This is a genomic window from Streptosporangium sp. H13245, assembly GCF_055690525.1.
The window spans coordinates 1-15,058 of the sequence record NZ_JBSZKT010000055.1 but is presented as its reverse complement, the minus strand read 5'-3'; the positions used below and the strand labels follow the sequence as shown (position 1 = coordinate 15,058).

The 15,058-nt window shown below is 75.0% G+C and carries 6 protein-coding genes; all 6 read left to right on the top strand.

Going from position 1 to position 15,058, the window contains the following annotated elements; genetic code table 11:
* Window positions 1-129: 129 nt before the first annotated feature.
* Genes ACW9TB_RS37625 through panD form a run of 6 tightly spaced genes read left to right on the top strand, consistent with a single transcriptional unit; the run spans window position 130 to window position 14,817 of the window.
* Window positions 130-4,563 carry an SDR family NAD(P)-dependent oxidoreductase gene (locus tag ACW9TB_RS37625; protein ID WP_472752893.1) on the top strand — a complete coding sequence of 1,478 codons (4,434 nt, stop codon included), beginning with the start codon at window positions 130-132 and terminating at the stop codon, window positions 4,561-4,563.
* A complete protein-coding gene (locus tag ACW9TB_RS37620; RefSeq protein ID WP_472752892.1) occupies window positions 4,560-6,257 on the top strand; it encodes a fatty acyl-AMP ligase in 1,698 nt (565 codons plus the stop codon). Before ACW9TB_RS37625 ends, ACW9TB_RS37620 begins: the two co-directional genes overlap by 4 nt.
* The gene (locus ACW9TB_RS37615) at window positions 6,254-9,394 is read left to right on the top strand and encodes a type I polyketide synthase (protein ID WP_472752891.1); all 3,141 of its coding nucleotides are present in this window, start codon (window positions 6,254-6,256) and stop codon (window positions 9,392-9,394) included. Before ACW9TB_RS37620 ends, ACW9TB_RS37615 begins: the two co-directional genes overlap by 4 nt.
* Entirely contained in the window at window positions 9,391-11,124 is a 1,734-nt protein-coding gene (locus tag ACW9TB_RS37610; RefSeq protein ID WP_472752890.1) for an amino acid adenylation domain-containing protein, read from the top strand. Before ACW9TB_RS37615 ends, ACW9TB_RS37610 begins: the two co-directional genes overlap by 4 nt.
* Before the next feature lie 8 nt (window positions 11,125-11,132).
* The gene (locus ACW9TB_RS37605; RefSeq protein ID WP_472752889.1) at window positions 11,133-14,375 is read left to right on the top strand and encodes an amino acid adenylation domain-containing protein; all 3,243 of its coding nucleotides are present in this window, start codon (window positions 11,133-11,135) and stop codon (window positions 14,373-14,375) included.
* 13 nt (window positions 14,376-14,388) lie between these two features.
* Window positions 14,389-14,817, top strand: a complete 429-nt coding sequence (panD, locus tag ACW9TB_RS37600) for an aspartate 1-decarboxylase (protein ID WP_472752909.1) — start codon at window positions 14,389-14,391, stop codon at window positions 14,815-14,817.
* Window positions 14,818-15,058 lie beyond the last annotated feature (241 nt).

Sequence of the window (15,058 nt, the reverse complement as noted above, 5' to 3'; positions counted from 1 at the left end):
TCCAATGGCACGGCACATGGGTATTCGTCGGCGGGCTAGGCTTCCCCCGGCGACCCGGCCCGACGGCTAGGTACGGTCCGCGCCCTGCGGCGGAAGACGCCGCGACCGCGCCTGGCGATGCTTCTCGGCATGAACGGTGTCGTTTTCGTCTTTCCCGGCCAGGGTGCCCAGTGGCGCGGCATGGGAAGTGCCCTGCTGGAGCAGGAGCCGGTCTTCGCCGCGGCGATCCGGGAGTGCGAGGTCGCGCTCGAACCGTACCTGGACCGATCCGTCACCGACGTCCTCGCGGGCACGGCCGACGCCGACAGGATCGACGTCGTCCAGCCCGCCCTCTTCGCCCTCCAGGTCGGGCTGGCCCGCCTGTGGGAGGCCAACGGCGTCACGCCCGCCGCCGTGGTCGGGCACAGCCTGGGCGAGGTCGCCGCCGCGCACGTGGCGGGCGCCGTCACCCTCAGGGAGGCGGCCAGGATCGTCGGCGTCCGCAGCCGCCTCTACCGGGGGCTCAGCGGGACGGGCGCGATGGCGCTGCTCGGCCTCGGCTGGGAGGAGGCCGCCACCGTGGTCGCCGAGCAGAACGACCGGCGCGACGGCAGCGTCTGCCTGGCCGCGGCCAACGCGCCCGGCTCGACCGTGGTGGCGGGCGATCACGACGCGGTCCACGCGCTCGTCGAGCAGCTCCGCTGGGAGGACGTCTTCTGCCGCGTGATCGGCGCCGACGTCGCCGGGCACAGCCACCACGTCGACCCGCTCCTGCCCGAGCTGCGCGAGGCGCTGGCCGCCCTGGCGCCGGTCCCCTCGGCGATCCCGCTCTGGTCGACCGTCACCGGCCGCCCCGGCGCCACACCCGACGCCGCCTACTGGTGCCGCAACCTGCGCGAGCCCGTCCTGTTCTGGCCGGTGATCCGGCAGCTGCTCGACGCGGGACACGACACGTTCGTCGAGCTCAGCCCGCACCCCACCCTGCTGTCCGGGCTGCGCGACGTCGGCGCCCTGCTGCTGCCGTCCGTGCACAAGGAGGACACCGCCGCCTTCGCGGGCTCCCTCGCCCGGCTGCGCGAGGTGGAGCTGACCGCCGACGGCCCCCTGGGCGACCACCGGGTCGAGGGCAGGCCGGTCTTCCCCGGCGCCGGGTACGTGGCGGCGGCCCTGGAGCACTCGGACGCGCTGGCCGGGGTGGAGTTCCACGTCCCGCTGGTGCTGGACGCCCCGCGCCGCCTGGGCGTCGTTCTCGACGGCGACGCGATCGACCTCGTGGTGGAGGGCCGCGCGCACGCCTCGGCCTGCTGCACGACCCCGGAGCCCGCCGCCCGCCTGGACCTGTCGGCGATCGGGGCCCGCTGCGCCTCCCGGGTCGGCGCGAAGGAGCTCTACGCGGGCTTCGACGCCAGGGGCATGCAGTACGGCCCCGCCTTCCAGCGGGTCGAGGAGGTCCTCACCGCCCCAGGAGAGTCCCTCGCCCGCCTGCGCGCCACCCCCTCCGCCGCCGCGTCCGGGCCGTACCGGCTGGACGTGGCCCTGATCGACGCCTGCCTCCAGGCGGCGGCGCCCGCCCTCGGCGACGGCGACGACCTGCTCCTGCCCCGCGCGGTGGGCCGGGTCTCGGTGCTGGGCGAACCTGGCACGGCCCGCTGGGCGTACGCCAGGGTCACCGGGGCGGGTACGGACGCGCGAGGGGGCGCGAGCGCCGGATCTGGGGACGGGGCGGACGTGCTGCTCAACGTCGACGCCTGCGACGGGGACGGCCGGGTCGTCCTGGCGCTGCGCGGGGTGCGGCTGCGGGGCATCGAGCGCGGGGCCGGGATCGGCGGCTGGACGTACACCACGCGCTGGGTGCCGGTGGAGCCCGGCGGCGCCGAGCCGTTCGACGGCGTGGTCCACCGGGTCGCGCCGGGACGGCCCGCCGAGGAGTCCCTGCGGTCGCTGCTGGAACTGGTCCAGGAGATGGCCGCCGCGCCGGAGCCGGAGCGGCTGTGGGTGGTGACCGGGAACGCCCAGCCGGTGGAGCCCGGCGACCCGGTCGACCCCGACGCCGCCGCCGTGTGGGGGATGGCCCGCACGGTCAGGCACGAGCACCCCGAGCTGCGCTGCACCCTGATCGACCTGGACGCCGAGTACGACCCGTGCACCTGGACCCCGGCCGGGAGCGAGCCGCCGACCTGGCGGCTGGGGGGTGAGAACGAGGTCGCCCTGCGGGGCGGCAGGGCGTTCGCGCCGCGCCTCACCCCGCGACCGGCCGGGCCGCGCGGCCCGCACCGGCTCGTCCAGCGCGTCCAGAAGGACCTGGGCACCTTGACCCTGGTCGAGGAGGACCCGGCCGAGCGGGAACTGTCCGAGGATCTGTCTGAGCAGAACCTGTCCGAGTGGGATCTGTCTGAGCGGGATCTGTCCGGAGGGGAGCTGGTCGGGCGGCGTTCGGTGCAGGAGACCTCCGGAGGCGTTTCCTCCGGGGCCGCCCTCGCCGGGAAGGCGCCCGCCGGGGACCTTCCCCGTCCGCCGGGGGCGGGGAAGGTCCGGATCCGGGTGCACGCCGCCGGGCTCAACTTCAACGACGTGCTGCGCGGGATCGGCATGCTCGGCGAGCAGCCAGAACCCCTCGGCTACGGCCTGGAGTGCGCGGGCGAGGTGACCGCCGTCGGCGACGGCGTCACCGGCCTGGCTCCGGGCAGCCGGGTGGTGGCCCTCGTCGCCGAGATCGGCGCGATGGCCTCGCACGTCACCGTGGACGCCCGCCTCGCCGTACCCATCCCCGCCGACCTCGGCTTCACCGAGGCGGCGACGCTGCCCGCCGCGTACGTCACCGTGGTCTACGGCATGGAGCGGCTGGCCCAGCTCGGGGCCGGGGACCGGGTGCTGATCCACGCCGCGGCCGGAGGCGTCGGCCAGGCGGCGGTGCGGCTGGCCCGGCGCGCGGGCGCGGAGGTCATCGCCACCGCGGGCTCGCCCGGCAAGCGGGTGTGGCTCCGGGAGCGGGGCGTGGAGCACGTCTTCGACTCGCGCTCGCTGGACTTCGCCGACCGGGTCATGGAGGTCACCGGCGGCGCCGGGGTCGACATGGTGGTCAACTGCCTGGCCGGGGAGGCCGTCGACGAGGGCCTGCGCGTCCTGGCGCCCTTCGGCCGGTTCGTGGAACTCGGCAAGCGCGACATCGCGGAGAACCGGCCGCTGCCGCTCGCGCCGTTCGCCAAGAGCCTGTCCTTCCACGCGGTGGAGGCGTTCTCGCTGGCCGGGCGGCGCCCGGAACTGGTCGGGGCGATGCTGCGCGAGGTGGTGGACGCGGTCGCGGACGGCACGCTCGACCCGCTGCCGGTGACGGCCTTCCCCGCGGCCGAGGCGGAGGCGGCGTTCCGCCACATGGCGTCGGCCCGGCACATCGGCAAGGTGGTCCTCACCTTCGACCGGCCCCGCCTGCGCGCCGACGGCACCTACCTGGTCACCGGCGGTCTCAGCGGCCTCGGTCTCGCCGCGGCGGAGGGTCTCGTACGGCAGGGCGCCAGGCACCTCGCCCTGATGGGCAGGAGCGAGCCGGGACCGGACGCGCGGGAGCGGATCGCCGCGCTCCGCGAGGAGGGCGTGCGGGTCGCGGTACTCGCCGCCGACGTCGCCGACGCGGCCGCGCTGGAGAGCGCGCTCGACGGCCTCCGCGCCCAGGCGCCGCCCCTGCGCGGCGTCCTGCACGCCGCCGGGGTGCTGCGCGACCGCACGATCGCCGCCACCGACTTCGACGCGGTACGCGAGGTGCTGCGCCCCAAGGTGGACGGCACCCGCAACCTGCACCGGCTCACCTCCGGCGACCCGCTGGAGCTGTTCGTGCTGTTCTCCTCGGCGGCCGGGCTCCTCGGCTCCGGCGGCCAGGCCGGTTACGCGGCGGCCAACGCCTTCCTGGACGGCTTCGCGCACTGGCGCAGGGGACAGGGCCTGCCCGCCACCAGCGTCGACTGGGGCGTCTGGTCGGAGATCGGGCTCGCCGCCCGGCCCGACCGGGCGGGCCGCCTCGCGGACCGGGGCATGGGGCCGATCGACCCCGCGTCTGGGCTGCGGATCCTGGCCGCCCTGCTGTCGGAGTCTCCGGCCCAGGTCGCGGTCGTCCCCCTGGACGTGCCCGCCTGGTTCGCGCACAACCCGGGGCAGGAGCGCTGGTCGATCTTCGCCGGGCTGGCGGGCGGCCAGGCCGCGACCGGGCCGCTGAGCATCACGACCCCCGAGGAGCTGGAGCGGGCGCTCACCGAGTGGGTGGCGGGCGTGCTGCGCACCTCCCCTGCCGCGATCGACCCCGAGGTGTCGCTGACCCGCCTCGGCCTGGACTCCCTGATGGCCGTCGAGCTGCGCAACCTCCTGGAGGCCCGGCTCGGGGTGCGGCTGCCGACCCCCGCGTTCCTCGACGGCCCCACCGTCACCGAGCTGGCCGGGCGGGTGAGCGCCCACCTGGGCGACCGGCCGGACGGAGGCGACCCCGTGGCGGACGCCCGCGACCCGATGGCGGCGCGGCTGGACGCCCTGTCCGACGCCCAGGTGGACGCCCTGCTGGACGAGCTTCTCAACGACCACATCGGAGGAATGGCATGACATCTCATGATTCGGTGCTGGCATCCCTGCTGGACACCGCCGCCGAGCACGGCGAGCGCCCGGCCCTGACCTTCCTGGGCAGGGGCGAGAGCACCGCGTGGACCTTCGCCCAGCTGGCCCAGCGCGCCCGCCAGGTCGCCACCCGCCTCACCGAGGCCGGGGCGTGCGGCGAGCGCGTGCTCCTCGCCTGCCCCTCCTCCGCCGAGTACGCGCCCGTCTTCTACGGCTGCATGCTCGCCGGAGCCGTGCCCGTACCCGTCTACATGCCCTCCCTCGCGCACTTCAGGTCGGCCTGGTCGAAGATCGCCTCCATCGCCCGCGACTCGGGCGCCGCCTACGCCGTCGCCCCCGAGCCGCTTCCCGACGCTGGCGCGCTCGCGGCCCTGCCCGGGTTCCGCCGCTGGCTGCACTTCGCCGACCTGCTCACCGGCGACGCCGCCGACCACTGGTCGCTGCCCGTCCCGGGGGACCTGGCGTTCCTGCAGTACACGTCGGGCTCCACCGGCAACCCCAAGGGCGTCATGGTGACCCACGGGGGCCTGACCCACAACGCCCGCGCGGTGGCCTCGGCCGTCGGGGCCACCCACGAGACCACCACGGTCTCCTGGCTGCCGCTCTACCACGACATGGGGATCATCGGCTCGCTGGTGTCGCCGCTGCTGTGGGGCGCCCACGTGGTGAAGATGTCCCCGCAGGCGTTCGCCGCGCAGCCGGTCAGCTGGCTGCGGGCCATCGCCGAGTACGGCGGGCAGCTCTCCTACGCGCCCAACTTCGCCTACGAGCTGTGCGTCAGGAAGGCCACCGACGCCGACGTCGCCTCCCTGGACCTGAGTGGCTGGCGGGTCGCCCTCAACGGCGCCGAACCGCTCAGGCAGGCCACCCTGCGGCGCTTCGCCGAGCGGTTCGCCCCCGCAGGGTTCGACGCCACGAGCCTGCGCGTCGCGTACGGCATGGCGGAGAGCACCCTGGTGATCTCCACCGCGCGGCTGGAGACCGACGACCCCGGCGTCCAGGTGGGGGAGCGCGCCTACGTCCGCTGCGGAACCCCGGTGGCGGACATGGTCTTCGAGATCGCCGACCCCGCCACCGGGCTGCCGTGCGCGCCCGGCGAGGTGGGGGAGGTGTGGGTGTCCGGGCCCTCGGTGGCGGACGGCTACTGGCAGCGCCCCGAGACCACCGCCGAGACCTTCCACGCCCGCCTGCCGGGACGGCCGGAGAGCTTCCTGCGCACCGGGGACCTCGGCGTGATGGAGGACGGCGACGTGGTGATCGTCGGACGACACAAGGACCTGATCGTCATCAACGGGGTCAACCACTATCCCCAGGACGTCGAGTACACCGTCGAGCAGGTCAGCCCCGCCGTGCGGGGCGGCTGCGGCGCCGCGTTCGCCACCGAGCCCACCGGCGACGTGCCGCAGGCCGAGGCCGCGGTGGTGGTCGCCGAGGTCACGGCCAAGAACGCCGGGAACCTCGACGAGCTGATCACCGAGATCCGCCTCGCCGTGGCCAGGGAGCACGACGTGATGCTCGACGGGGTGTTCCTGGTCGAGCCGCGCAGCGTCCCCAAGACCACCAGCGGCAAGATCCGGCGCCGCGAGTGCCGCGCGATGCTGCTGGACGGCGCGTTCCCCGTACTGGCCGGATGGACCTCGCCCGCGCTCGCGGGCACCGGCCCGGTGGCGGCCCTGCGATGAACGCCCAGGACCCGGTGAGGGGGACGACGTCAGGCGGTACCCGTCCAGGTGGCGGCCCCGCGACGAACGTCCAGGACCTGCTGCTCTCCCTCGTCGCCGAGCGCACCGGCCTGGCCGACGGCGACGCCGACCGGCTGTTCATCGACTACGGCATCGGCTCGGCCGACGCGGTCGCGCTCGCGGCCGAGCTGGAGGCCCGGCTGGGCGTGCCGCTGCCCACCACCGTCTTCTACGACCACCCCAGCCCCCGCGTGCTCGTGGCGTACCTGACCGCGTCGGCACCGTCGGCGTCTCCGGTACGGCGGTCCGGGCGGGAGACCGCGTACTCCCTCGAACCGGTGGCGATCGTCGGCATCGGCTGCCGCCTTCCGGGTGCCGACGGCCCGGGGAACCTCTGGAGGCTGCTCGCCGACGGCGCCGACGCGGTCGGCGCGGTGCCGGGGGAGCGGGCCGCGCGGCACCCGGGCTGGCGCGAGCCGGGAGTGGGCGAGGGCGGGTTCCTGCCGGACGTGGAGGCCTTCGACCCGGCGTTCTTCGCGGTCAACGCCCGGGAGGCCGAGGCGATGGACCCGCAGCAGCGGATGCTGCTGGAGGTCGCGCACGAGTCCCTGCAGGACGCCGGGCTGCGCCTGGACGGCCCGGCCGGTCTGGCGGGGAGTCCGACCGGTGTGTTCGCCGGTATCAGCAGCGGTGACTTCCTGGTCAGCAGCTTCTCCGGGGCGGCCGAGCCTGGCCTCTACACCCCGACCGGGGTGGCGCACAGCGTGGCCGCCAACCGCATCTCCTACGTCTTCGACCTGCACGGTCCCTCGATGGCGGTCGACACCGCCTGCTCGTCGTCGCTGGTCGCCGTCCACCAGGCGGTGACGGCGCTGCAGACGGGCCAGTGCGACACCGCCCTCGCCGGAGGGGTCAACGCGATCCTCTCTCCCGACATCGGCCTGTGCTTCCGTACGGCCGGGGTGCTCGCGTCCGACGGCCGCTGCAAGTCCTTCGGAGCCGGGGCCGACGGCATGGGCCGTTCCGAGGGCGCCGTCGTGGTGACGCTCAGGCGCCTGGGCGACGCGCTCGCCGCCGGGGACCGGATCTACGCCCTCATCCGGGGCGGCGCGGTCAACAGCGACGGGCGTACCAACGGGCTGATGTCGCCGAGCGCCCCCGCGCAGGCGCGGCTGCTGCGCGCGGCGTGCCACGCGGCCGGGGTCGACCCCGGCGAGGTCGGGTACGTCGAGGCGCACGGCTCGGGCACCCGGCTGGGCGACCTGATGGAACTGCGCGCCCTGTCGGAGGTGATGGGTACCGCGACCGATCGCCGTACCCCGCTGCGGATCGGCTCGGTCAAGAGCAACGTGGGCCACCTGGAGGCGGCGGCGGGCGCGGCGGGCCTGGCGAAGCTGGCCCTGGCGCTCTTCCACGGCACGCTCCCCGCCAGCCTGCACGCCGGAAGGCCCGCCGAGGACTTCGACTGGTCCGGTGGCGGCCTGCGCGTGCAGGACCGCCTCGAACCGTGGGGTGGGCGCCTGGCGGGGGTCAGCTCCTTCGGCTTCGGCGGTACCAACGCCCACCTGATCCTGGAGGCCCCCCCGTCCCCGGTCCCGTCTTCGCCCCCCGCCCTGGCCTCGTCCCCGGCCCTGGCCCTGTCTTCGGCCTCGACCCCGGTCGCGGCCTCGGCCCTGAACTCGGGTCCGGCCCAGGTCACGGCCTCGTCCCCGGTCCTGTCCCCGGCCACGGTTCCGTCCCTGTCTTCGGCGCCGGTTTCGAAGGGACGTGCGGGTGAGGCGTCCCCACGGGCTCAGGCCCGTCCCCGGCGTCCCCGGCGACAGGTCTGGGAGGACTGCGAGGGACTGCCCCCCGACGAGATGTGGTCGTATCCGGCCGGGACGTCCTCCCCCGAGGAGACCGGGGAGGCGGGTTCACCGGCCTCCTCGGGCAGGCACGCGGAGCTCCCGGTTTCCACCGGGACGTCCTCCGCAGGGGAGACGGCTCCGGCGGCCTCCCCGGGCAGGCGCCACTACCTGCCGCTGTCGGCGCACACCCACGCCGGGCTGCGGGAACTGGTCGTGCGGTGGCGGGTCGCGCTGCGGGAGCCGGGGCTGGACCTGGCGGCGGCCTGCCACACGGCGGGGGACCGGCGCGACCACCACGCCCACCGGGTCGGGGTGACCGGCTCCTGCGCCGCCGAGCTGGACCGCGAGCTCGACAGGGCGCTGACCGACCTGGCCGCCGCGACACCCGGCGGCACCGCCCCGGGCGGCCTGGCCTTCGTCTTCGCCGACGAGCCCTACGCCGACGAGTCGTACGCCGACGAGTTGCGCCGGGCGGGCATCCGTCCCGACCTGGTGATCGGCCACGGCGCGGGGGAGGTCGCCGCCGCCCGCCACTGCGGTGTGCTGGCGCCCGCCGCCGCCGACGCCGTGGCCCGGAACCGGGCCCGGCTGCTGGCCGGGTCGCCGCCCGTACACGCCCTGCGGGTCCGGCTGGCGCGCAGGCTGGCGGAGGCCCTGTGCGCCCGCGTCGGTCCCGCACTCGCGGTGGCCGCGGTGGAGGACCCGCAGACCTGCGTCATCGTCGGCCCCCGGGCCGCGCTGGACGGACTGGCCGCCACCCTCTCCGCCGGGGACGTGCTCTGCGGGGACCTCGGACCCGCCACCGCCGACCACAGCGGGCTGGCCGGACCGCTCGCCGCCGAGCTGGAGGCGGCCCTGAAGGGCCTGCCCGCCAACGCCGGGGAGACGGTGTCGCTGTCGACGCTCACCGGCGGGCCGATCGACGGCCGCGCGCAGGGCGCCGGACACTGGGGACGCCACCTGGCCGGGCCGAGCCTGCTCGGCGACGCGCTCACCGGCGCGCTGGACCGGGGCGTACGCACCTTCGTGGAGATCGGCGCCGTGGGACTCGGCCCCCGGCTGCGCGGCGTCCCGGGCGGCAGGAGGGCCCGCGTGGTGCGCTACGCCGCCGCGAGCGACCTGCCCGGCGTGCTGATCCGGCTGTACGAGCTCGGCCACGACCCCGACTGGGCCGCGCTCAACCCGCCGGGGGCGGTGACGTCCATTCCGTTGCTCCCCTGGTCCCGGGACTGGTCCGCCCCCCTCTCCCCGACCGGCCCCGTGGCCGTTCCCCAGGAGGTGACCGCATGAGCACCGCCGCGCGTGAGACACCCCGGCCGGAGGACGGTCGTGTGGACGCGGTTCCGTACGAGACGGCCTGGTCGAGGGACGGCCACGTGGAGACGGCTTCGCCGGGAGACGAGCGGATGCGCACCGTTCTGCACGAGGTGGCCCGGCAGGTGGAGCGTACGCCGGACGCGCTCGCGGTGATCGACCCGGGATCGGAGATCACCTACGGGCGGCTCGCCGCCCGCGCCGGTGTGGTGGCCCGCGCCCTGCGGGACCGGGGCGTACGCCCGGGGGACGTGGTCGGCGTCGCGCTGCCCCGGTCCGCCGACTACGTGGCCGCGATCCTGGGCCTGTGGCAGACCGGCGCGGTCTTCCTGCCCCTCGACACGGCCCTGCCGCCCGAGCGGCTCCGCTTCCAGCGGGAACAGGCGGGCATGAGCCTGCTCCTCGACCGCCTGCCCCCCGAGGAGGGCACGCGGGAGGCACGAAACGAGGACGCGCGGGAGGCGCGAAAGGCGCGGCCGGAAGGCGCGGAGGCGTCCGGGCCGCGTACCGACGACGGGTCCTCGCTTACCGGCGCTGGGTTCGGGGCGCACGCCGACGACGGGTCCTCGCCTACTGACGGTGGGTTCGGGCCGCGCACCGACGACGGGTCCTCGCCTACCGGTGATGGGTCCGGGCCGGGGGAGGGCGCGTACCGGTTGCCGACCGGTGACGTCCGGCCCGAGCAGTGCGCGTACGTGATGTTCACCTCCGGCTCCACCGGGCGGCCGAAGGCGGTGCGGGTCTCGCACGCCTCGCTGCACAACTGCGTGCGGGCCGTCGCCGAGCTGCTCGCCCCCGGCCCCGCCGACCGGTACGCCGCGAACCAGACCTTCTCCTTCGACATCTCGCTGCTGGAGATGTTCGTCCCGCTCAGCTACGGCGGCGCGACCCTGGTGACCTCCGAGGCGCTGCAGGCCGACCCCGCGCGGCTGGTGGGATGGCTGGAGGAGCACGACGTCACCGTCGTCCACGCCACTCCCACGGCCTGGCACGCGCTGCTGCCGTACCTGACCCCGGGACGCGAGGCGCTGCGGGCCGTCTGCGGCGGCGAGGTGCTGACCGCGCGGCTCGCCGCCGAGCTGGCCCGGCACGCCGGGCGCGTCTGGAACTTCTACGGCCCCACCGAGGTCACCGTGTGGTGCACCGCCGGGCCCGTGGACGCGGCGGAGCCCGACCCGCTGCCCGTGGGCAGGCCACTGGACGGCTACCGCGTCCTCGTGCTCGACGACGACGGCGCGCGGGTGCCGGACGGCGAGCAGGGCGAGATCCACGTCGGCGGGCGCGGGGTGGCCCTCGGCTACGGCGGCGCCCCCGAGCTGACCGCCGAGCGGTTCGTCGACCACCCCGAGCACGGCAGGCTCTACCGCACCGGCGACCTGGGGCGGCTGCGCCCCGACGGACAGCTGCGGTTCGACGGGCGCCGCGACCGCCAGGTGCAGCTGCGCGGCTACCGGATCGAGCTGGGCGAGATCGAGTCCGTGGCGCAGGAGCACCCGCTGGTCGAGCTGGCCGCCGCGCACGTCCTGGACGGCGGCCTGCTGCTGTTCGCCCAGGGAGACGTCACCCCCCGGGCGCTGCGCAAGCACCTCGCCGCCCACCTGCCCTCGTACATGATCCCCTCCAGGATCGACGTGCGCGGCGCCTTCCCGCTGACCCCCACCAAGAAGATCGACCGCGTCGCCCTGCTGGCGTCGGCGAACCGATAGGAGAAGTCGTGGCCGGATTGCACGAGCTGGTCGAAGCCCAGGTGGAGCGGACCCCGCACGCCGTGGCCGTCATCGACGCCGACGGCAACACCCTCACCTACCGCCAGCTGGAGCGGCGCGCCAACCAGCTCGCCCACCACCTGCGCGACCTGGGAGTGGTCGCCGACACCCCCGTGGCGGTGTGCGTGCACCGGGGACTGGACCTGGTCATCGCGCTGTACGGGATCCTCAAGGCCGGTGGCGCCTACCTGCCGATCGACCCCGACGCGCCGCCCGCGCGGGTGCGGCTGATGCTCGCCGAGGGCGCGGTACCGGTCTCGGTGGGAGAGCAGGCGCTCGCCCACCTGCTGCCCGGCGACATCACCCGCGTCGTGCTGCTCGACCGCGACAGCGCGCTGATCGACGACCGGCCGGTGACGCCCTGCGGTGCCGGGGTACGCCCGGACCACCTGGTCTCCCTCTACTACACCTCCGGCTCGACGGGCACGCCCAAGGGGGTGGCCAGCACCCACGGGGGCTGGGTCAACCGGATGCGGTGGATGCAGGACGAGCACCGTCTCGAACCCGGCGAGACCGTGCTGCACAAGACGACGCTCAGCTTCGACGACTCGGCCGTGGAGGTGTTCTGGCCGCTGTCGACCGGTGGCGTGGTGGCGATCCTGCCGCCTGGCGAGCACCGCGACCCGGTGGCGCTGCTGGAGGCCACCCTCCACTTCGGCGCCGCGGTGGTGCAGTTCGTGCCCAGCATGCTCTCCCTGTTCCTGGAGGCGCACCGCAGGGCCGGGCTGCCGCCGCTGCCGCACCTGCGGCACGTGGTCTCCAGCGGGGAGGCGCTGACCGCGCCGCTCGCCCTCGCCTTCCACGAGCAGATCGGTCTGTACGGGTGCCGCCTGCACAACCAGTGGGGCGCCACCGAGGTGTCGATCGACTCCACCCTGTACACCTACGACCCGCACGACCCGCACGCCGGTCCGGTCGTCTCCATCGGGACGCCCTTCACCGGCAACACCGTGCACGTGCTGGACGAGGCCGGTGACCCCGTACCCGACGGCGGGGTGGGCGAGCTGTTCATCGGCGGGACCGGCCTGGCGCGCGGCTACCACGGCAGGCCCGCGCTGACCGCCGAACGCTTCCTGCCCGACCCGTACGGCCCGCCGGGCTCGCGGCTCTACCGCACCGGGGACCTGGGGCGGCGCCGTCCGGATGGCGCTCTGGACTTCCTCGGCCGTACCGACCACCAGGTCAAGATCCGCGGTGTCCGGGTCGAGCTGGGCGAGATCGAGGCCACCCTGGACGCCCACCCGGCCGTCCAGCGGTCCGCCGTCACGGTCACCGGGGAGCGGCTGCTCGCCTACGTCGTCGCCTCGGACACAGGCGCGGGCACAGGCGCGGGCGCGGGCTCGGGCGCGGGCTCGGGCGCGGGCGCGGGCACGGGCTCGGGCACGGGCTTGGACACAGGTTCGGACACAGGTTTGGACACCGCCCTCGGCACCGTCCCGGACCCGGCGGAACTTCGGGCCCACCTCGCCGAGCGGCTTCCCCCGTACCTCATCCCCGCGCAGATCGCGGTGATCGGCGAGATGCCGCTGACCGCCAGCGGCAAGGTCGACCGGGCCGCGCTGCCGGAGATCGTCGCGCCCGCCGAGCGGTCCGAGGGCAGGCCCCCGGTCACCGCTGTGCAGAAGACGCTCGCCGCGATCTGGGCCGATGTCCTCGACCTGGACCAGGTGTGCCTGGACGACAACTTCTTCGAGCTGGGCGGCAACTCGCTGCTCGCCACCCAGGTCATGTTCCGCATCCAGGACGACCTGCGCATCGACTTCCCGCTCTACCTGCTGTTCTCCGCCGAGTCGCTGGAGGAGCTGGCCGAGGAGGTGGCCGACACCCGCGCCGAGCAGCTCCCGCCGCTGCCGCGCGCCTCCCGCGAAGGGCCGCTGCCGCTCTCCTACGGCCAGGAACGCCTGTGGTTCCTGCACCGGCTCGCGCCCGGCTCGACCGCGTACAACGTGCCGACCGCCTGCCGCCTGCACGGCCGCCTCGACGTGGCGGCGTTCCGCCAGGCGTTCGACGAGCTGGTCGCGCGGCACGAGATCCTGCGTACCCGCTACGTCGAGAGCCCCGAGGGGATCCCCGAGGTGCGCATCGACGCCCGGGGGCCCCGGCTGACGGTGGGCAGCGCGCCCGGCGAGACCCGCATCGCCCGCGAGAGCGCCGCCTCCGACGCCCTGCAGGCCGACTGGGACGAGCCGTTCGACCTCGCCGCCGCCGCGCCGGTGCGGGCCAGGCTGACCAGGCTGGACGACTACGAGCACGTCTTCTCCATGGTCGTCCACCACGTCGGCTACGACGCGGGCTCCGAGCAGGTGTTCTGGCAGGAACTCGCCACCCTGTACGAGGCCGCGCTGTCCGGCCGGCCCGCCGTGCTGCCCGAGCCGGGCGCCCAGTACGTCGACTACGCCGCCTGGCAGCGCGAGCACGCCGCCGGTGGCGAGCAGCTCGACTACTGGCGCGCCCAGCTGGCCGGGCTCACCCCTGCTGAGCTGCCCGTGGACCGGCCACGGCCGCCCGCGCAGACCTACGCGGGCGCCAGGACCTCCTTCATGATCGAGGAACGGGTCACCGAGGAGCTGCGCGCGCTCAGCCGGGAGGCGGGCACGACGCTCTTCGCCGCCCTGCTCGGCGCGTTCCAGGCCACGCTCTTCCAGGCGTCCGGCGGCGACGTCGCGGTGGGCTCCCCGGTGCCCGGCCGTACCCGCCCGGAGACCGAGCAGATGATCGGCTTCTTCGCCAACACGCTGGTGCTGCGCACCCCCTGCGGCGGCGACCCGACCTTCGCCGAACTGCTGGAGCGCGTCCGCGAGGTCGTCCACGGCGCCTACGCCCACCAGGACGTCCCGTTCGAACGGCTGGTCCAGGCGCTGCGCCCGCCGCGCCTGCCCGGCCGCACCCCGTTCTTCGACGTCATCTTCAACGGCGTCCCGCTCAGCGCGCTCACCGGCGCCGAGAGCGTGCGCCTGCCACAGCTGACGGTGACCCCCATCGACCTGGCGACGCGTACCACGGTCGCCGACCTCGTCTGCTCGGTCGCGGAGACCCCGGACTCGATCATCGGCGAGGTCGCCTACAACACCGGCCTGTTCGACGGACCCACCGTCGAGGGCCTGGTGGATGCATGGCTGCATCTGCTGGGAGCGGCGGTGCGTGACCCGCACGCGCCGCTCTCGGCACTGTCACCGGTCCCCCATGCGTGAACGGAAGTCCGAGATGCTGCGCACGATGTTCAAATCCAAGATCCACCGAGCGACGGTCACCCACGCCGACCTGCACTACGTCGGCTCGGTGACGATCGACGAGAACCTGATGGACGCCGCCGACCTGCTGGAGGGCGAGCAGGTGGCGATCGTCGACATCACCAACGGCGCCCGCCTGGAGACGTACGTCATCACCGGGGAGCGCGGCAGCGGGGTGATCGGCATCAACGGCGCCGCCGCCCACCTGGTCTCGCCGGGGGACATGGTGATCCTGATCTCCTACGGCCAGTACACGGGCGGCGAGCTGCCGGGCTACCGGCCCCGGGTCGTCCACGTGGACGGGGCCAACCGGATCGTCGACGTCGACCACGACCCCGCCCGGCCGGTGCCGGGCGCCGAAGACCAGCTCGTGCCCGCGGGCGCGGCGAGGAGATCACGATGAGCGCGTCCACGCACACCCCCGCGCACACTTCCGTCCAGGCGCCCGCGTACGCCTCCGCTCAGGCGCCCGCGCACACCCCCGCTCAGGCGCCCGCGTACGCTCCCGCCCAAGCGTCCACGCACGCCTCCGCGCACACTTCCGTCCAAGCGCCCGCGCACACTTCCGTCCAAGCGCCCGCGCACACTTCCGTCCAAGCGCCCGCGCACACTTCCGTCCAAGCGCCCGCGCACACTTCCGTCCA

Excerpts from the sequence above, each read along its gene's own strand:
- ACW9TB_RS37625 (WP_472752893.1), top strand. The coding sequence starts at position 130 with ATGAACGGTGTCGTTTTCGTCTTTCCCGGCCAGGGTGCCCAGTGGCGC.
- ACW9TB_RS37615 (WP_472752891.1), top strand. The coding sequence starts at position 6,254 with ATGAACGCCCAGGACCCGGTGAGGGGGACGACGTCAGGCGGTACCCGT.
- ACW9TB_RS37620 (WP_472752892.1), top strand. The coding sequence starts at position 4,560 with ATGACATCTCATGATTCGGTGCTGGCATCCCTGCTGGACACCGCCGCC.
- panD (WP_472752909.1), top strand. The coding sequence starts at position 14,389 with ATGCTGCGCACGATGTTCAAATCCAAGATCCACCGAGCGACGGTCACC.
- ACW9TB_RS37610 (WP_472752890.1), top strand. The coding sequence starts at position 9,391 with ATGAGCACCGCCGCGCGTGAGACACCCCGGCCGGAGGACGGTCGTGTG.